The sequence below is a fragment of the Reyranella sp. GW821-FHT12G01 genome (assembly GCF_058806575.1).
In genome coordinates, this window is record NZ_JBXAPV010000001.1 from 1903138 (window position 1) to 1921494 (window position 18357).

Sequence of the window (18357 nt, forward strand, 5' to 3'; positions counted from 1 at the left end):
ACCCGTGGGTAGCATTTAGATAGCATTCCTCAGGTAATTTCAGTAGAAACGCAGGGATCCGGTTCGATGGTCTGGGGAGGCCTGTGATCGGAAGCTGATGGGGGTACGCGTGGCGTTTCCGGCGAATTTCAATCTGTCGACCCTGAATGGCGTCAATGGTTTCAAGCTGCGCGGCGCAGTAGGTGATTTCAGCGGCGCGACGGTCGCCTCGGCGGGCGACGTCAACGGCGACGGTTTCGACGACCTGATGGTCGGCGCTCCCGGCGCCTCGCCCCATGGCGGTGCCTCCGGCACCACCTACGTGGTGTTCGGCAAGGCGGACGGATTCGCCCCCTTACTGGTCCTGCCCAACGTCACGGGCAGCGGAGGCGCCCAGCCCGGCTTCCAGTTGAACGGCGTCGCGCTGCTGGACCGGTCCGCTTTGGCCATCGCCTCGGCGGGCGACGTCAACGGCGACGGCTTCGACGACCTGATCGTGGGCGCACCCTACGCCGCGGCATGGGGCACCTATTCGGGGGCGACGTATGTCGTTTTCGGCAAGGCGTCGGGCTTTGCTTCCACTTTCGAACTTTCCTCCCTGAACGGCACCAACGGCTTCAAGCTGAGCGGTGCGTCGTACAACGCCGTCAGCGGCTGGTCGGTCGCTTCGGCGGGCGACGTGAACCACGATGGCTTCGACGACATCATCGTCGGCTCCCCCGGCCTCGGCCCGGACTTCGCGGGCGCGAGCTATGTCGTGTTCGGCAAGGCGTCGGGTTTCGCCGCCGATCTCAACCTCGGGACGCTGAACGGCATCAACGGCTTCAAGATCGCCGGCTTGGCGGCGAACGATGAAAGCGGCTGGTCGGTCGACTCGGCCGGAGACGTCAATGGTGATGGCTATGACGACATCATCGTCAGCTCGAGCCTCGCCGATCCGAACGGCAACTCGGCGGCCGGCACGACTTACGTCGTGTTCGGCAAGGCCTCGGGCTTCGGGGCCAGCGTCGATCTCGTGACCCTGAACGGCAGCAACGGCTTCAAGCTGACTGGCGGCCTGGCGGGCGATCGCAGTGGCATGTCGGTCGCGTCGGCGGGCGACGTCAACGGCGACGGGTTCGCCGACTTGATCGTCGGCGCGCCCTACAGTGACGTGAACGGCAGCGACGCGGGCGTGGCCTACATTGTGTTCGGCAAGGCGTCGGGCTTCGCCGCCAGCCTCGACCTCAAACAACTGAACGGCACCAACGGCTTCTATCTGAGCGGCGTGGCGGCTGGGGACTGGGCCGGCTACTCGGTCTCCTCGGCGGGCGATTTCGACGGCGACGGCTTCGACGACGTGATCGTCGGCGCCTGGCACGCCGATCCGAACGGCAGCAATTCCGGCGCAAGCTACATCGTGTTCGGCAGGGACACCTTCCCGAAAAGCTTCGCTCTCTCCGGGCTGGACGGCACCCGCGGCTTCAAGCTGAGCGGCGTCGCGGCCAACGACTGGAGCGGCGAGGTCTCGGCCGCCGGCGACGTGAACGGCGACGGCTACGACGACGTGATCATCGGCGCCTGGCAGGCCTATCCGAGCGACGGGCTCTCCGCCGGTGCGAGCTACGTGGTGTTCGGCCGGGCCAAGGGTAACGTCATCGGGACCGCGGGCAGCGACACGATCTACGGTGGCACCGGCAAGGACGTGATGTTCGGCAACGGCGGCGCCGACACGTTCTATGGTTACGGAAACGACGACCGGATCGTCGTGGCCGATACGAACTTCGTCCTCGCCGATGGCGGGGCCGGCACGGATACGCTGGAGCTGTCCGGCAGCAACCTGTCGCTGAACCTCCATATCCCGTCGGTCGCGGCAAAGTTGGTGGGCATCGAGCGCATCGATCTCGGCCTCGCCAGCAACGACGCGCTCTACATCAACAAGGCCGCCATCATGGGCGGCGTCGGCGCCGTCGTGGGCGCCAAGCATATCCTCGTGGTCGACGGCAATTACGGGGACAAGGTCTTCTTCACCGATCCGGGCTGGGCGAGGGTCGGAACGTTCACTGTCGGCGACGATACCTTCGATCGCTGGGTCTCCGGCGACGCCGAAGTCCATGTGAACGCGGATCTGATGCCGACCGCGGGATCGCCGCTGACGCAGCTCGATGGCACCACCGGTTTCAAGATCACCGGCGCCGCCGCGGGCAATGCGGCCGGATCGTCCGTCGCATCCGTGGGCGACATCAACGGCGACGGTTTCGCCGACGTCATCGTTTCCGTGCCGAACGCGAGCGCCTTCGGCAGCGCGGCCTATGTCGTGTTCGGCAAGGCGTCGGGCTTTGCCGCCAATATCGATCTGGCGACCCTGACCGGCCCCAACGGCTTCAAGCTGAACTGGACCGCGGGCACCTACCATGGCACCGCCGTGTCTTCGGCGGGCGACGTCAACGGCGATGGCATCGACGACCTGATCGTCGGCGTCTGGGACGATTCCCCGAACGGGCTGAACTCGGGCGCCAGCTACGTGGTGTTCGGCAAGGCGTCGGGGTTCGCGAACAGTGTCTTCCTCTCCGAACTCAACGGCACCACCGGCTTCAAGCTGAGCGGCGTGGCGGCCTGGGACGATAGCGGCCGGTCGGTCTCTTCCGCGGGCGACTTCAACGGCGACGGCTTCGACGACCTGATCATCGGCGCCTGGGGCGCGGATCCGCGCGGCGAGTCGTCGGGCTCGAGCTACATCGTGTTCGGCAAGGCGTCGGGTTTCGCCGCCAACATCAACCTCTCGACGCTCAACGCCAGCACCGGCCTCAGGCTGGACGGCGTCGGGGCGCAGGACTGGAGCGGCTATTCGGTCGCTGCGGCCGGCGACGTGAACGGCGACGGGTTCGACGACGTCATCATCGGCGCCAAGTATGCCAACCCGCACGGCGCGGACTCCGGTGCAAGCTATGTCGTGTTCGGCAGGGCGTCGGGCGCCGCCACTCTCAGGCTTGCCAATCTCGACGCCACCAACGGCTTCAAGCTGAGCGGCGTCGCGGCCGGCGACCAGACCGGCTTTTCGGTCGCTTCGGCCGGGGACGTGAACGGCGACGGCTTCGGCGACGTGATCGTCGGTGCCTGGCTGGCCGGTTCGTATGCCGGGGCGGCCTATGTGGTGTTCGGCGCGCAAGGCGGCCTCGGCGTCAACGTCGATCTCTCGACCCTGAACGGCGCCTCGGGCTTCAAGCTAAAGGCCGAGGCCCCGGGAGATCTTGTCGGCAAGTCGGTGGCCTCCGCGGGCGACGTGAACGGCGATGGCTTCGACGACGTGATCGTCACCGCCATAGGCAACGACACGAACGGCGCCGAGACCGGCGCGGTCTATGTGGTGTTCGGCAAGGCGTCGGGCTTCGCCGCCACGGTCAATCTCGCCACCCTCGATGGCAGCGGCAACGGGTTCGTCCTGCGCGGCGTCTCGGCGTTCGACTCGATCGGCGCGTCCGCCGCCTCGGCGGGCGACGTGAACGGCGATGGCTACGACGATCTCATCCTCGGGGCGCCGTTTGCCGACACGAACGGCGCCAACGCCGGCGGCGGCTATGTCCTGTTTGGCGGCGCCTTCGGTGGCACGGTGACGACGACCGGAACCGCGGCGGCGGAGATTCTGGTCGGGGGCGCCGGCGACGACGTGCTGAAGGGGGGCGGCGGCGCCGACTCGTTCCATGGCGGCGCGGGCAACGACCGGATCGTCGTGCGCGATCTCGACTTCCGTCTGGTCGATGGCGGCGCCGGCATCGACACGCTGGTTCTCGACCTCGATCTCCACGACAACTTCAACCTCTACGATGCGCGAGTCGCCGCGAAGCTCCAAGGTATCGAGCGGATCGATCTCAGCGGCTTCGGCTCCATCACGCTCGGCATCGACCAACTCGCCGTTCTGGGTGGAGTCGGCGCGACCGTCGGTGGCAAGCATATCCTGGTGATCGAAAGGGACTACAGCGACCAGGTGCAGTTCAGCGAGGCGGGCTGGGCCAAGGTCGGAACGGTCACCAATGCCGACGGCAAGTTCGACCGCTGGGTGCTCGGCAATGCCGAAGTCCAGGTCGAACAGGTCACGGCGCCGCCGGTCACCTCAGGCGCTGTCATCACCGGCACGGCCGGCAACGACATCATCTCGCCGACCGTGAGCGTGCCGGGGCAGCCCGTGGCGACCAACCTGGCTGATATCATCGACGGCGGCGCCGGCGACGACACGCTGGACGGCGGCGGCGACAGCGACACGCTGAGGGGCGGCGACGGGAACGATATCCTGATCGGTGGCACTTCCGGCGACGGTGGCGTCAATCATCTCTGGGGCCAGGAAGGAAGTGACACGGCCTCCTATGTAGGCACCACGGGGGCGGTCTACGCCGACCTGGGGGCGCAGCAGGGCTTCGTCACTGGTGTCCAGGTCGATCAGATGATTTCGATCGAGAACCTCACGGGCGGCTCGGGCAACGACATCCTCGTGGGCGACGAGGGCGCGAACGTCCTGTCGGGTGGTGCAGGTGCCGACATTCTGTACGGTCAGGGTGGCGACGATGTCCTGATCGGCGGCACGAAGACCGGCAGCACCAACCAGCTCTGGGGCGGCACCGGCAGCGACACGGCTTCCTATGTCGGCATGACCGGCGCGATCTATGCCGACCTCGGCGCCCAGTCGACCTATGTCGATGGCATCCTCGTCGACCAGATGAGCTCGATCGAGAACCTGACCGGCAGCGCGGGCAACGACGTGCTGGTGGGCGACGCGGGCGGCAACGTGCTGACGGGCGGCGCCGGCTCCGACATCCTCTACGGCCAGGGTGGCGATGATGTCCTGATCGGCGGCACGGCGGCGGCCGGCAGCACCAACCAGCTCTGGGGCGGGACGGGTACCGACACCGCCTCCTATGTCGGCATGACCGGCGCGATCTATGCCGATATCGGCTCGCTCTCGACCTATGTCGACGGCATCCTTGTCGATCAGATGAGCTCGATCGAGAACCTTTTAGGCAGCGCGGGCAATGACGTGTTGGTGGGCGACGGCAGCGGCAACGTCCTTACCGGCGGCACCGGCTCCGACATCCTCTACGGCCAGGGCGGCGACGATATCCTGATCGGCGGCACGGCGGCGGCCGGCAGCACCAACCAGCTCTGGGGCGGCAACGGTATCGACACCGCTTCGTATGTCGGCATGACCGGTTCGATCTACGCCGACATCGGCTCGCTCTCGACCTATGTCGATGGCGTGCTGACCGACCAGATGAGCTCGATCGAGAACCTTTTAGGCAGCTCGGGCAACGACGTGCTGGTGGGTGATGCGGCCGGCAACGTCCTGATGGGCGGCGCCGGCACCGACTATCTCTACGGCCAGGATGGCGACGACACGCTGATCGGCGGCACCGCCGCAGCGGGTGACGCCAACCAGCTCTGGGGCGGAAACGGCAGCGACACGGCCTCCTATGCCGGCGCGACCGGTTCGGTCTATGCCGACCTCGGCGCCCAGTCGGGCCATGTCGGCGGCGTGCTGGTCGACCTGATGAACTCGATCGAGAACCTCACAGGCAGCTCGAATGCCGACACGCTCGTCGGCAACAGTGGCGCGAACCGCATGATCGGCGGCAGCGGTGGCGATGTGCTGTGGGGCAAGGGCGGCGCGGACGTCTTCGTCTACAACGAATACGCCGACAGCAACCTGGTGACCGGCTACGACATCATCGGCGACTTCGTCTCGGGCACATCCAAGCTCGACCTGACGGCACTGCATCTCGATGCCAGCCACATCATCATCCAGTCGAACGGCCAGTCGACCAGCCTCTACATCGAGAAGACCTTCGGCACCTTCAACGCGTCGACCGATCTCGCGATCCTGCTGACCGGACCGAACGCGATCGCCGTGGGCGATATCCTGTTCTGAGGTTTCGTTCCCGCCCGATCGCTCTCACTGCGTAGGACATCCACGTGCCAGGCGTCGCCACGACTTTCTACATCGACGGACCCCCCAGCAACGGATCCGACCGGTGGATCGATAGCCTCGTCACCGGTGGCGCCTGGCAGGATGGCGACGGCGGCACCGTCACCATCCAGTGGACGGCTTTCCAGGGCACGATGGATGGCCAGAATTCCTATGCCTGGACCCCGGTGGCTCTCGAAGGGCTGCGGAAGGCGCTGTCGCTCTGGGAGAACGTGGCGAACGTCGACTTCGTCGAGGTGACGGATGTTGCGGACGCCGACGCCAAGTTCTGGTGGGGCACACAGGGGCAGGCCGGCGAGCCGGGAATCCTCGGCTGGAGCGAGCTGCCGGGTTTCAGCGAATCCGAGACGCTCAATGTCCTGTTCAACGCTGACGATCCGGCTCTGTCCGACCTGCGCGCGGGAGGCCAGGGCTTCATCACGATGGTCCATGAGATCGGCCATCTGCTGGGCCTTGCTCATCCGCATGATGGCGGACCTGCGCTGGATGCGACGAGGTTTCCCGGCGTCAGCGCGCCATTCGATAGTTACGGCGACTATGGCCTGAATCAGGGCGTCTATACGACGATGAGCTACAACGCCGGCTGGCCGCTGAAGCTGCCCGGACATACCGACGAAACCTGGGGGCTGCAGTACGGCCCGATGGCGCTCGACATCGCCGCTGTCCAGGCGATCTACGGCGCCAACACGAGCTACGCCTCCGGCAACAATGTCTACGAGCTGCCGACGTCGAACGGGCCCGGCACCTACTGGTCGTCGATCTGGGATACCGGCGGGATCGACACGCTCTCGAACCTGGGCGCGTCCGGCCGGGCGATCATCGACCTGAGGGCGGCGACGGCCGGCAACAACGGCGGCGGCTACGTCTCCTACGCCTATACGAGCGCCGGCACGATGATCGAGGGCGGCTTCACGATCGCCCGCGGTGTCGTGATCGAAAACGCGGTCGGCGGCAGCGGCGACGACACGATCACCGGCAACGAGGTCGCCAACCGCCTCGACGGTGGAGCAGGTAACGATACCCTGGACGGCAAGGCCGGCGCCGACACGATGATCGGCGGTTCGGGAGACGACACCTTTTATGTGGACAATGCCGGCGATGTCGTCACCGAGCTGAGCGGGGGTGGAACCGATACCGTTTATTCGTCGGCCGCCAGCTATACGCTGGCAGCCAATGTCGAGAACCTGACCCTGATCGATTACACAGGGGTAGCCGGCAAGGGAAACAGCTCGGCCAACATCATAACCGGCTCGGTGCTCGACAATGTCCTCAACGGCGGCGGAGGCCGCGACGTTCTTTACGGACTCGAAGGCAACGACCGACTGACCGTCGACGATGTGACATTCGCGATGATCGACGGTGGCAGCGGCACCGACACGCTGCTGCTGGGTGGGACAGGCCTCGTCCTCGACCTGACGAACGCATACACGAGATCGCAACTTGTCAGCATCGAACGCATCGACCTGACGGGAACCGGCAACAACACGCTCCGGATCGATCTGGCGGGCGCTCTTTCCGGCATTGGCACGACGGTCGGCAACAAGCACGTCCTGATGGTCGAGCGCGATCTTGGCGACGTCGTGCAGTTCGCCGATCAGGGATGGACGAACACAGGCCTCTCCAACGAAATCAACGGCAAATTCAACCGTTGGGTCAATGGCGATGCCGAAGTTCTGGTCGAACAGGTCCGGACGTTGCCACCCGGGAGCATCTTGCTTGGGACGCAGGATGGGACCACGGGCTTCAAGCTGACCGGCGGGCGCGGCGACGGCTTCGGCTTCTCTGTTGCCTCGGCTGGCGACATGAACGGCGATGGTTTCGACGACCTGATCATCGGCATCAATGCCGCCACGCCGAACGGCACGTCCTCGGGGATGAGCTATGTCGTGTTCGGCAAGGCCTCGGGCTTCACCGCAAGCCTCGACCTCTCCACCCTGACTGGCGGCAACGGCTTCAGCCTGAGCGGGACCGCGATCTACGAAAGGAGTGGCCAATCCGTAGCCTCGGCCGGCGATGTCAACGGTGATGGCTATGACGACCTGATCATCGGTGCTCCCGGAGCAAAGGTGAATGGCGACTTTTCCGGTGCGGCGTATGTCGTGTTCGGCAAGGCCTCAGGGTTTGCCGCCAATACCGACCTCGCCAGCCTGAATGGCAGCGCGGGCTTTAAATTGAGCAGCACCACGGCGAGTGGCGAGACGGGTTTCTCGGTCGCAGGGAAGGCCGACATCAACGGCGACGGCTTCGACGACCTGATCATCGGCGCCAGGGGAGCCAATACGAATTCGGGTGCGACCTATGTGGTGTTTGGCAAGGCATCGGGCTTCGCTTCCAATGTCGACCTCGCCAGTCTAAACGGCAGCAACGGCTTCCGGCTCGACGGCGCCGATTTCTTCGGTCAGGCGGGTTCATCGGTCGCTTCTGCGGATCTGAACGGCGATGGTTATGCCGACCTGATCGTCGGCGAGTTCGATTCCTTTGGGACCGGAGACACCTACGTCCTGTTCGGCAAGGCAGCCGGTTTCGCCGCCAATGTCAAAGTCTCGAAGTTGGACGGCACCAACGGCTTCAAGTTCAGCGCCCCCAAGGACCAGGCTGCCGGCTCATCGGTTGCTTCGGCAGGCGATGTCAACGGCGACGGGTTCGAGGACATCATCATCGGCGCTAGGGATACCCCCGCGAAGGGCAATTTCTCGGGGGCAAGTTACCTCGTGTTCGGCAAGGCGTCGGGCTTCCCCGCCAACTTCGACCTCGCCACGCTCAACGGCAACAACGGCTTCAAGCTGATCGGCGCGGCCGCCCAGGACAAGAGCGGCTACTCCGTCTCGTCGGCGGGCGACATCAACGGCGACGGCTACGACGACCTGATCGTCGGTGCTCCCCAGGCCGACTTGTACGATGACAACTCGGGCGCCAGTTATGTCGTGTTCGGCAAGGCCTCGAGCTTCGCCTCCAGTATCGATCTCTCCACTTTGAATGGCAGTGCCGGTTTCAAGCTGATCGGCGCGGCTGACGGGGATGGCAGTGGTCGTTCGGTTTCGAAGGCGGGCGACGTCAATGGAGATGGCTATGACGACCTGATCATCGCCGCTCCGCACGCCGATCGGCGCCCCGGCAATCCCGTTTGGGCCCCCGACGTTTACGGTACGGGCTACGTCATCTTCGGCGGAGCTTTCGGCGGCACGGTGACGACCACTGGCACGGCGGCGGCCGAGATCCTGATCGGCGGAAGCGGCAACGATGTGCTGGCGGGCGGCGGTGATGCCGACGTGTTCCATGCCGGCGCGGGCGACGATCAACTGATCGTCAAGGATCTCGCCTTCCGCGCCGCCGATGGCGGCACGGGCATCGATACGCTGGTGCTGGACGGCGCGGGATTTGTGCTCGACCTCGCCAACCCGCAGATCGCGGCGAGGCTGGAAGGCATCGAGCGCATCGATCTCACAGGTACAGGCGACAACACGCTGATACTTGGCAAGCTCGCGGTGCTCGGAGGTCTTGGTGTCGTCGTCGGCGGCAAGCATGTTCTCGCGGTCGAAGGCAATGCAGGCGATACCGTCTCGCTGGGCGCTGCGGACTGGACGAAGACCGGCTCGCTCACCGACGCCAGCGGCACGTTCGACCGCTATGTGTCCGGCAATGCCGAAGTCGATGTCGAGCAGGGCATATTCGTGCCCGGCGTCATCGTCGTCGGAACGTCTGGCGACGACGTCATCTCGACGACCGTGACCGTGCCGGGCCAGCAACTGGCGACGGACCGCAACGATGTGCTTTACGGCGGCGACGGCAACGACACGCTGGCCGGCGGCGGCGCTACGGCCGGCGGCACCAACCAGCTCTGGGGCGGGCTGGGGAGCGATACCGCGTCCTATGTCGGCACGACCGGCGCCGTCTATGCCGACCTCGCCGCGCAGGCAGGCTACGTTGATAGCGTTCTCGTCGACCAGATGAGTTCGATCGAGAACCTCACCGGTGGATCGGGCAACGACGTGCTGGTCGGCGATGCAGGCGGCAACGTGCTGATGGGCGGCGCCGGCTCCGACATTCTCTACGGGCAGGACGGCGATGACATCCTGATCGGCGGTACCGCCGCTGCCGGCAGCACCAACCAGCTCTGGGGCGGCGCGGGCAGCGACACCGCCTCCTATGTCGGCATGACCGGCGCGATCTATGCCGACATCGGCTCGCTCGCGACTTACGTCGATGGCGTGCTGGTCGACCAGATGAGCTCGATCGAGAACCTTTTAGGCAGCGCAAGCAACGACGTGCTGGTGGGTGATGCCGCCGCGAACGTCCTGACCGGCGGCGCCGGCTCCGACATTCTCTACGGCCAGGGCGGCGACGATATCCTGATCGGCGGCACGGCGGCTGCCGGCGGCACCAACCAGCTCTGGGGCGGCGCGGGCACCGACGCCGCCTCCTATGTGGGGATGACGGGTTCGATCTATGCCGACATCGGCGCGCTCTCGACCTATGTCGACGGCGTGCTGGTCGACCAGATGAATTCCATCGAGAACCTGATCGGCAGCTCGGGAAGCGACGTTCTCGTCGGCGACGCCAACGGCAACGTGCTGATGGGCGGCGCGGGCACCGACTATCTCTACGGCCAGGGCGGCGACGACACGCTGATGGGCGGCACCGCCACGGCCGGCAGCGCTAACCAGCTCTGGGGCGGGACCGGCAACGACACGGCGTCCTATGTCGGCGCGACTGGTGCGGTCTATGTCGATCTCGGTGCGCAGACGGGCCATGTCGGTGGCGTGCTGGTCGACCTCATGAACTCGGTCGAGAGCGTCACCGGCAGCGCGAATGCCGATACACTGGTGGGCAATGCGGGCGCCAACCGCCTCACGGGTGGCGTCGGCGGCGATGTCCTCTGGGGCAAGGGCGGCGCCGACGTCTTCGCCTACAACGAGTATGCCGACAGCAACCTGGCGGCCGGCTACGACATCATCGGGGACTTCGTGTCGGGGACGTCGAAGCTCGACCTGACGACGCTGCATCTCGACGCCAGCCACATCGTCATCCAGTCGAACGGCCAGTCGACCAGCCTTTATATCGAGAAGGTCGCCGGCACCTTCAACGTCTCGACCGACCTTGCGATCTCGCTGGTCGGAGCCAATGCGATCAACCTGGGCGACATCCTGCTCTGACGACAGGCTGCCTTACAGGAAGCCGATCGAGATCCACGGCACGGCGGCGACCACGATCAGGCCGATCAGCAGCGCGGCCATGTAGGCCCAGATCGGGCGGATGCCCTCGTCGGGGTTGACCTTGCCGATGGCGCAGGCGGCGTAGTAGCCGACGCCGAAGGGCGGGGCGAAGAGGCCGAGGCCCATGGCGAGGATGACCACCATCGCATAGTGGACCTCGTGGATGCCCATCGCCTTGGCGATCGGGAAGAGCAGCGGCCCGAACAGCACGATGGCCGGGATGCCCTCGAGGATGCTGCCCAGCAGGATGAAGGCCACGATCGACATGGCCATGAAGCCTGCCGCGCCTCCGGGGAGTTGCGTCATCATCTGCGCCAGCGTGCGCGAGAAGCCCGATTGCGTCAGGCCCCACGCCATTGCCGAGGCCGCGCCGATGATGATCAGGATCGCGCCCGACAGCGACGCAGTCTCGACCAGGATGGGGCCCAGCCGCTTCCAGTCGAAGCGGCGATAGACGAACAGGCCCGCCAGCACCGAATAGACGATGCCGATGGTCGAGACCTCGGTCGCGGTCGAGACGCCCTCGACCACGGCGGCGCGGATCACGAAGGGGAGCGCCAGCGCCGGCAGCGCGATGGCGAAGCTGCGCGCGATCTCGCCGGCCGAGGCGCGGGTGACGCCGCTCAGATCGTCGTGGCGATAGCGTCGCGCGACCACGAAGCAGAGACCGATCGCCAGCACGATGCCGGGCAGCAGGCCGCCCGTGAACAGGGCGGCGATGGAGACGCCGGTGACGGAGCCGATGGTGATCAGCACGATCGAGGGCGGGATGGTCTCGGTCTGCGCACCCGTCGCCGAGAGGAGCGCCGCGAGATCGCCCGGCTTGGCGCCGCGCGCCTTCATCTCGGGAAAGAGCGCCGGCGCGACGGCGGCCATGTCGGCGGCCTTGGAGCCCGAGATACCCGACACGAGATACATCGCGCCGATCAGCACGTAGGACAGCCCGCCGCGCACATGGCCCAGAAGGCTCGCGAGGAAGCGGACCATCGCGGCCGCCATGCCGGTCATCTCGATCAGCAGGCCGAGGAACACGAACAGCGGCACCGCGAGCAGGATGAGGTGCGACATGCCCTCATCCATGCGTCCAACCAGCGTCGCCACCGGCACGCGTGTGGTCAGTGCGAGGTAGCCGAAGGTGGCGAGCGCGAAGGAGAAGACGATGGGCACGCTGGCGAACACGCAGACGCCCACGATGCCGACGAAGAAGATCACGAGGTTGAGGTTGCCCAGCGGCTTCAGGGTCGGTCCCAGCAGCCAGAAGCCGGCGGTGATCGCCGCGACCAGCGCGACGGCGGAGGCGGCTTCCTTGAGCGGCGCGCGGGCCAGCCGGAACAGCGCGAACACGATCATCAGCGCGATGCCGGTGGGAAAGGCCGCGGCACGCCATGCCGCCGAAATCTCCAGCGCGGCCGTGACGACGAAGGATTCCTCATAGGCCCAGTTCAACGAAGGCAAGGCGACCAGCACGAGGAAGGCGAGCCCGGCCGCCAGCGCCAAGGTGTCGAACCAGCGCCGCACGTCCGGCCGGAAGGAGAAGACGATCGCCGTCATGCGCATGTGCTCGCCGCGCCTGAGCGCCACCACGGCGCCCAGCATGGCGAGCCACAGGAACAGGCTCGACGCCACCTCGTCGGACCAGGTGATCGGCCTGTGCAGCACGTAGCGCGCGACGATGCCGGAGAACAGCACCACCACTTCGGCGACGACGAGGATCGCCGCCACCGTCTCGACCGCGAGCCCCAGCCCGCGCTCGATCCAGCCTAAAGCGCCCGGCGCGGGAGCGGCGGGCAGGCGATCGGCCGCCGCCTCAGCCAAGCGATCCGACCGCGCCTTCGAGGATGCCCCAGGCCTGGTCGCCGAACTTCTTCTTCCACTCGTCGTAGAAGCCGGCCGCCTTCAGCTTCTCGCGGAAGGGCGCGGGATCGACGGTGTTGAACTTCATGTTCTTGGCCGTGAGCTGGTCCTGCACGGTCTTGGTGAGCTCCGCGACGTCGCCGCGCTCGGCCAGGGCCGCCGCGTTGATGTTCTTGGTGACGATCGCCTGGATGTCCTTCGGGAGCTGGTCCCAGTTGGCCTTGTTGGCCAGGAACCAGAAGCCGTCCCACATGTGGTTGGTGAGCGAGCAGTAGGTCTGGACCTCGTAGAGCTTCGCGGTCTCGACGATGGCGAGCGGATTCTCCTGCGCGTCGACCACCTTGGTCTGCAGGGCGCTGTAGACCTCGTTGAAGTTGATGGTCGTCGGCGCCGCACCGAAGCCCTTGAACATCGAGGTCCAGAGCGGCGCCGCCGGCACGCGGATCTTGAGGTTCACGAAATCGGCCGGCGTCACGATCGGCCGGTTCGAGGTCGTGGTCTGGCGGAAGCCGTTGTCCCAGATCTTGTCGAAGGCGAAGATGGTGCGGGCCTTCACGATCTCGCCGCGCACATACTCGCCGAGCTTGCCGTCCATCGCCTTCCAGACCGTGTCGTAGTCCTTGAAGGCGAAGCCGACGCCGTTGATCGCCGCCGCCGGCACCAGCGTCGAGAGGATCAGGCCCGACAGCGTGAAGAAGTCGACCGCGCCCGAACGGATCTGGCCCAAGGTGTCGGTGTCGGAGCCGAGCTGGCTCGACGGGAAGACCTGCAGCTCGAAGCGGCCGTTGGTCTCTTCCTTGATCTTCGCCGCCGCTTCCAGCGCCCGCTTGTTCATCGGATGCGAGGCCGGGAGATTGTTGGCGTACTTGTAGGTGAACTCGGCGGCGCGGGCGCGACCGATCGAGAACGACGTGACGGCGACCGCACCGGCGCCGATCACGGCGCTGCGGCGTGAAAACTTCTGCATTGGATGTCTCCTCCTGGCCGCAGTGTTTAAGAACCGTCGCCGCGGGAGCCAAGCGGTTTGCGATTCACCAGATATGAAATGGCTGGCGCGAAACTGCGCGGTTCCTGTAACGAATGGCGTCTTTCGCGCCACCTACATGCTGAACGCAGAGGAGCTCCCGTGAAATTGCAGATGAGTGTGCTGGCGTTGGGCCTGCTGGCCGCCGCGTCAGGTGCGAACGCCCAAGCGCTCGCGGAGCAGTCGCTGTGGAAGAACACCAAGGGATCGCTGCTGCTGATCACCAAGGTCGACGCGGCCAACAAGAGCTTCCGCGGCACCTTCATCAACTACGCCAAGGGCTATTCCTGCGAGGGTGTGCCGATCAACGTCAACGGCCGTCTCGAGGACGACAACAAGGTCTCGATGGTCGGCAGCTTCGCGCCCTGTGCCCAGACCATCACAATCTGGCAGGGCACGGTGAACGGCCCGACCCTCAGCATCACCTTCGACCTTCGCTACGTAGACAAGGACTACAAGTTCCAGGAGACCAAGGGCTCCGACACTTTTACGCGGCAGAACTAGCCCAACAGGAAAAGCCCGCGCCGGGGGAGACGCGGGCTCTCTCTTGGGTGCACCGGCAGCGGGGGTGAAACCGGCGCCCCGACAGAACGGGCGTCGATTCCCGCGGTTCCGCGGCCGGTTGTGGATTACTTCGCGCCCAGCAGGCGGGCGATCTCCGCGACGGCGCGATGGGCCAGCATGATTGCGGGCGGGTCGATCGGCGTGACCAGCGAGGACAGCTTCACGATCACCAGCCGGTAGTCGGGCACCACGAACAGGTTCTGGCCGTGGATACCCATCGCGAACAGGATCCGCGGTGAGCCGTCGACGATGTACCAGCCATTGCGATAGCGCGTGGTGCCGAGGCCCATCGCGTTGAAGCTCGCGCCGAACTGGCCCGCGCTCCAGGCGCCGGCGTCGCCGCCCTCCCACAAGTCGGCGATCACGCTTTTCGGCACGATCTGGCGGCCGTCATGGCGTTCCTCGTCGAGCACGAGCTGGCCCAGCCGCGCCACGTCGCGGGCGGTGGCGCAGACGCCGCCGCTGCACCGCGCGGCGCCCTGGCTGTCGACGGTGATGAAGGCATCGTGCGTCGCGCCCATCGGTTGCCACAGCGTCTCGCTCACGAGCTGGGCGTAGGATTTGCCGGTGGCGCGTTCGAGGATGATGCCCAAAAGGTCGGTGTTGGCGGAGTCGTACTTGAAGGCACCGCCATGCGTTCCGGCCACGTGCGCCATGCCGGCAAAGAAGGCTTTCAGGTCGGCGGGCGCCGCGGCCGGCGACGGGGCTTCCCAGCCGGTCGCCGCGGCATAGGCGGCGAGCGTCGCGGAATCGAAGACGGCGCTGGCGCGCATGTCGAGCAGGTGGCGCACGGTGGCGCCGCGATAGGAGGTGTCGGCGATCTTGGGCACGAGCGTCGCGGCCGGCGCCTCGGTGTCGAGCGTGCCGGCCTCGGCCAGCGTGCCGGCGACCAGGCCGGTGATCGCCTTCGACATCGACATCAGGATGTGCGGCGTCGTGGCATCGAGCCCGTTGCCGTAGGTCTCGCGAACGATCCGGCCGTCCTGCACGACGAGGAGGGCGTCGGTCGCCGTGGCGGCCAGAAGCGCCTCCAGGTCGAAGCTCTTGCCGCCGGGGAGCGTGACGTTGAAGGCCGAGAAATCGGCATCGGGTGCGGCGGGCAGGGCCTCGCCACCGCCGGGATCGGCGGCGATGCGCTCGGTCGGGATGAAGTCGGGGACGGTGCGGAAGGCGGGGGCGGTGAAGCCCGCCGTGCGCCAGTTGGCGAGCGTGACCGGTGTGCTTTGGGACATGCCGTCCACGCTAGCGGGAATGGCGGCCGCTCTCTATCGCGAAACTTTCGCCACCTGCTCGAGATGCGCCTTCAACATCGGCAGCAGATCCTGTGCGAATTGCTTGAGGGGCGGATTGTCGCCGCCCTTGGCATAGGCCTCGAACAGCGCCAGCGTCCGCTCGTGCGCCTTGGTCTCGGCATCGAGCCAGGCCTTGTCGAAGTCGGCGCCGTCCTTGGTCGCGAGATCGTCGAGCACCACCCTGTGGCGCGCGTCGAGCGCATCGGGACCGGCCGACAGCTTGGCCTCGGTGAGCACCTGCTGCAGCTTCGCGGTTGCCTCGTTGTGGTCGGCCAGCATCGTCTTCGCGACGGCCAGCACGGCGTCGTTCTTGCTCTTCTTCAGCGCAAGCTCGCTGCTCTCGATCACGAACTTGTTGTCGGCGGTGACGCGCGCCAGGAAACCGCCGGTGCCGGGAACGGCCTTGCTCGCTTCGACCTCCGCAGCCTTCTCGGAGGCGAACATCGGTGGATCGGCGGCGAAGGCTGGCGCCGCACCGGCAATGCAGAGCGCCGCCGCGGTGCAGAGGGCAAGCTTGAACATCGTGGTTCTCCTCACGAAGCGGCGGCGCGCGAAGGCGCATCGTCGGCAATGGGGCCGCGCAGGAACAGGTCGACGGCCGCCGCGAGATCGTCCGCCACTGTCACCGGCTGCACATAGTCCGGCAAGCCGCGCGCCAGCGTCTTGGCGCCGAGGCCGGTTCGCACCAGCACCCGCCGGCAGCCGGCGTGAAAGGCCGCGCGCAGATCGTCGAGCTGGTCGCCGACGAACGGCGTCTCGCGCGCAATGGCGCCGTGTCGCGCGAGGGCCGTTTCGAGCATGCCCGGCCCGGGCTTGTCCCACGGGTCCTTGGCGCTGCCGGTGCCGCACAGCACGAAGTCGATCCTGCCGCCGTGCCGGGCGATGTTCGCCTCCAGCGACGCATGCACTTCGGCGAGCTGCTCACGGCTCATGACGCCGCGCCCGACCTCCGGCTGGTTGGTGCAGATCGCCACCTTCACGCCCGCCGCCGTCAGCCGTCCGATCGCCTCGGCCGCGCCGGGAATGAGCCTGAGCTGGTCCGGCCGTTTGATGTTGATCCGCTCGTTGACCACGACGACGCCGTCGCGATCTAGCAGGACCAGCGCGGGCGGCGTCGGAAAGAGGGAAGGGCGGGACACGCTCGCTCAACGATATCCGGCGCTAAATGTTGCTTGCGGGCCCGGTGCAACGGCGTTGCCAGTGCAAAACGTGTCGCCTAGCCTTCCGCGCATGCGGTGGTCCCTGGTTCTGGCGGCGCTTCTGTTCGTATCACCCGTGACGGCGCACGCCGAAGCCTCGGCGCGGGAAATCCTGGCGGGCGCGCGCAAGGGGGATGCGGCGATGATCGGGGCGATCGGCGGGATCGGGCTCGGCCTCGGATGGGCCAATGCCGAGCTGATCAACCGCCGGCAACAGCCGCTCTATTGCGTGCCGCCGGACATCGGTCTCACGGCGTTCCAGACGGTCACTCTCCTGGAGAACTTCCTGAAGCGCGATCCGAGTTTCGAGAACGTGCCCGTCGGTGCGGCGATCCTGCATGCAATGATGAATACGTATCCCTGCCGGTGAGGAATATTTTGCTCCCGCGGTTCCGTGGCGCGGGTCGTCGCCGTCGCGCCTCATTGACCCTGTAACACGCGCTCCCTAATGTCCGCGCCGGTGCGACACCAGTAGAACGCCGTGCTCCGGAGGAGCCATTTCGCCTTTTGGGCGGGCGTTTGTTCCGTGAACGCCAGATCAATCATTCGACGTTGCCGCCGCATCCGATGACCCGCCGTCCTGGCCGGGCCGTCGGCGCGGGCGCGTTTCATATGGGCGGTTCTTGGTGGAGCAGGCTTCTTCTCCGGTGCAGGCGGACGACGAGTGGAACGCGGGCCATCTCGGCTGCGGACCGCTGGTGCTCGAGCTGCGCAAGAAGCTGAAGACGATGCCCGGTGGCGTGCTGCGCGTGATCGCGCTCGATATCGCGGCACCCCTCGACATCCCGGCCTGGTGCCGGCTCACCCGCAACGAACTGCTCGCGCACGATCCGGCGACCCAGAGCTTCTGGATCCGCTCGCGCGCCGACTGGTCCTGACAGATCCACAACGAGGAGAGAGAAGATGCCCGGTTCATTCGTCGTCAGCCTGACCCACGCCAAGAACGACACCGACAAGGCGACCGTCGCCTTCGTCGTCGCCAATGCCGCCGTCGCGTCGGACAAGAAGACCATGGTCTTCCTGTCGATCGAGGGCACGCGCCTGTCGCAGAAGGGCTATGCCGACGACATCCACGAGGAAGGCTTCGCGGCGCTCAAGGATCTGATGAAGAGCTTCGTCGAGGCCGGTGGACAGATCTTCGTCTGCTCGCCCTGCTTCAAGAAGCGCAAGCTCGACGAGAACAACCTGGTCGACGGCGCGGTCGTGGTCGGCGGCGCCAAGCTGGTCGAGTTCATGGGCGAAGCCTGCCCCAGCGTCAGCTACTGAGCCGGGGAAGACG

11 protein-coding genes are annotated in these 18357 nt (G+C 66.3%); 6 read left to right on the forward strand and 5 right to left on the reverse strand.

Going from position 1 to position 18357, the window contains the following annotated elements:
* The first annotated feature begins 109 nt into the window (after positions 1 to 109).
* The gene (locus AC1RP5_RS09310) at positions 110 to 5875 is read left to right on the forward strand and encodes a M10 family metallopeptidase C-terminal domain-containing protein (RefSeq protein ID WP_493110355.1); all 5766 of its coding nucleotides are present in this window, start codon (positions 110 to 112) and stop codon (positions 5873 to 5875) included.
* Positions 5876 to 5919: 44 nt separating this feature from the next.
* The gene (locus AC1RP5_RS09315; RefSeq protein ID WP_493110356.1) at positions 5920 to 11085 is read left to right on the forward strand and encodes a M10 family metallopeptidase C-terminal domain-containing protein; all 5166 of its coding nucleotides are present in this window, start codon (positions 5920 to 5922) and stop codon (positions 11083 to 11085) included.
* A gap of 12 nt (positions 11086 to 11097) precedes the next feature.
* Here the strand turns inward: AC1RP5_RS09315 and AC1RP5_RS09320 are convergent, their stop codons facing one another.
* Both AC1RP5_RS09320 and AC1RP5_RS09325 read right to left on the reverse strand, forming a co-directional pair.
* Entirely contained in the window at positions 11098 to 12936 is a 1839-nt protein-coding gene (locus AC1RP5_RS09320; protein WP_493113325.1) for a TRAP transporter large permease, read from the reverse strand.
* A gap of 16 nt (positions 12937 to 12952) precedes the next feature.
* Entirely contained in the window at positions 12953 to 13966 is a 1014-nt protein-coding gene (locus AC1RP5_RS09325; protein ID WP_493110357.1) for a TRAP transporter substrate-binding protein, read from the reverse strand.
* Between the two features lie 159 nt (positions 13967 to 14125).
* Between AC1RP5_RS09325 and AC1RP5_RS09330 the strand changes: the two genes are divergently transcribed.
* Positions 14126 to 14527, forward strand: coding sequence for an avidin/streptavidin family protein (locus AC1RP5_RS09330; protein ID WP_493110358.1), 402 nt, complete (start codon positions 14126 to 14128; stop codon positions 14525 to 14527).
* Positions 14528 to 14652: 125 nt separating this feature from the next.
* On the opposite strand, the gene AC1RP5_RS09335 is transcribed toward AC1RP5_RS09330, so the two are convergent.
* From AC1RP5_RS09335 to AC1RP5_RS09345, 3 genes are read right to left on the reverse strand one after another with little or no spacing between them, the layout of a single operon-like run.
* Positions 14653 to 15819 carry a serine hydrolase domain-containing protein gene (locus tag AC1RP5_RS09335; RefSeq protein ID WP_493110359.1) on the reverse strand — a complete coding sequence of 389 codons (1167 nt, stop codon included), beginning with the start codon at positions 15817 to 15819 and terminating at the stop codon, positions 14653 to 14655.
* A 33-nt stretch (positions 15820 to 15852) separates the two neighbouring features.
* Positions 15853 to 16401: a DUF4142 domain-containing protein gene (locus AC1RP5_RS09340; protein WP_493110360.1), complete on the reverse strand. Its 549-nt coding sequence runs from the start codon at positions 16399 to 16401 to the stop codon at positions 15853 to 15855.
* 11 nt (positions 16402 to 16412) lie between these two features.
* Positions 16413 to 17018 (reverse strand): D-glycero-alpha-D-manno-heptose-1,7-bisphosphate 7-phosphatase, encoded by a 606-nt coding sequence (locus AC1RP5_RS09345; protein WP_493110361.1) that lies wholly within the window; start codon positions 17016 to 17018, stop codon positions 16413 to 16415.
* 91 nt (positions 17019 to 17109) lie between these two features.
* Here AC1RP5_RS09345 and AC1RP5_RS09350 point away from each other — a divergent pair, with 91 nt between their 5' ends.
* The 3 genes from AC1RP5_RS09350 to AC1RP5_RS09360 all read left to right on the forward strand — a co-directional run bounded on the left by AC1RP5_RS09350 (position 17110) and on the right by AC1RP5_RS09360 (position 18344).
* Entirely contained in the window at positions 17110 to 17448 is a 339-nt protein-coding gene (locus tag AC1RP5_RS09350; RefSeq protein WP_493110362.1) for a Rap1a family protein, read from the forward strand.
* A gap of 256 nt (positions 17449 to 17704) precedes the next feature.
* Positions 17705 to 17956 (forward strand): sulfurtransferase TusA family protein, encoded by a 252-nt coding sequence (locus AC1RP5_RS09355; RefSeq protein WP_493110363.1) that lies wholly within the window; start codon positions 17705 to 17707, stop codon positions 17954 to 17956.
* Between the two features lie 25 nt (positions 17957 to 17981).
* The gene (locus AC1RP5_RS09360) at positions 17982 to 18344 is read left to right on the forward strand and encodes a DsrE family protein (RefSeq protein ID WP_493110364.1); all 363 of its coding nucleotides are present in this window, start codon (positions 17982 to 17984) and stop codon (positions 18342 to 18344) included.
* The last annotated feature ends 13 nt before the right edge of the window (positions 18345 to 18357 follow it).

Coding starts and splice junctions, on each gene's coding strand:
- AC1RP5_RS09325 (WP_493110357.1), bottom strand. CDS start 13,966: ATGCAGAAGTTTTCACGCCGCAGCGCCGTGATCGGCGCCGGTGCGGTC.
- AC1RP5_RS09335 (WP_493110359.1), bottom strand. CDS start 15,819: ATGTCCCAAAGCACACCGGTCACGCTCGCCAACTGGCGCACGGCGGGC.
- AC1RP5_RS09340 (WP_493110360.1), bottom strand. CDS start 16,401: ATGTTCAAGCTTGCCCTCTGCACCGCGGCGGCGCTCTGCATTGCCGGT.
- AC1RP5_RS09350 (WP_493110362.1), top strand. CDS start 17,110: ATGCGGTGGTCCCTGGTTCTGGCGGCGCTTCTGTTCGTATCACCCGTG.
- AC1RP5_RS09360 (WP_493110364.1), top strand. CDS start 17,982: ATGCCCGGTTCATTCGTCGTCAGCCTGACCCACGCCAAGAACGACACC.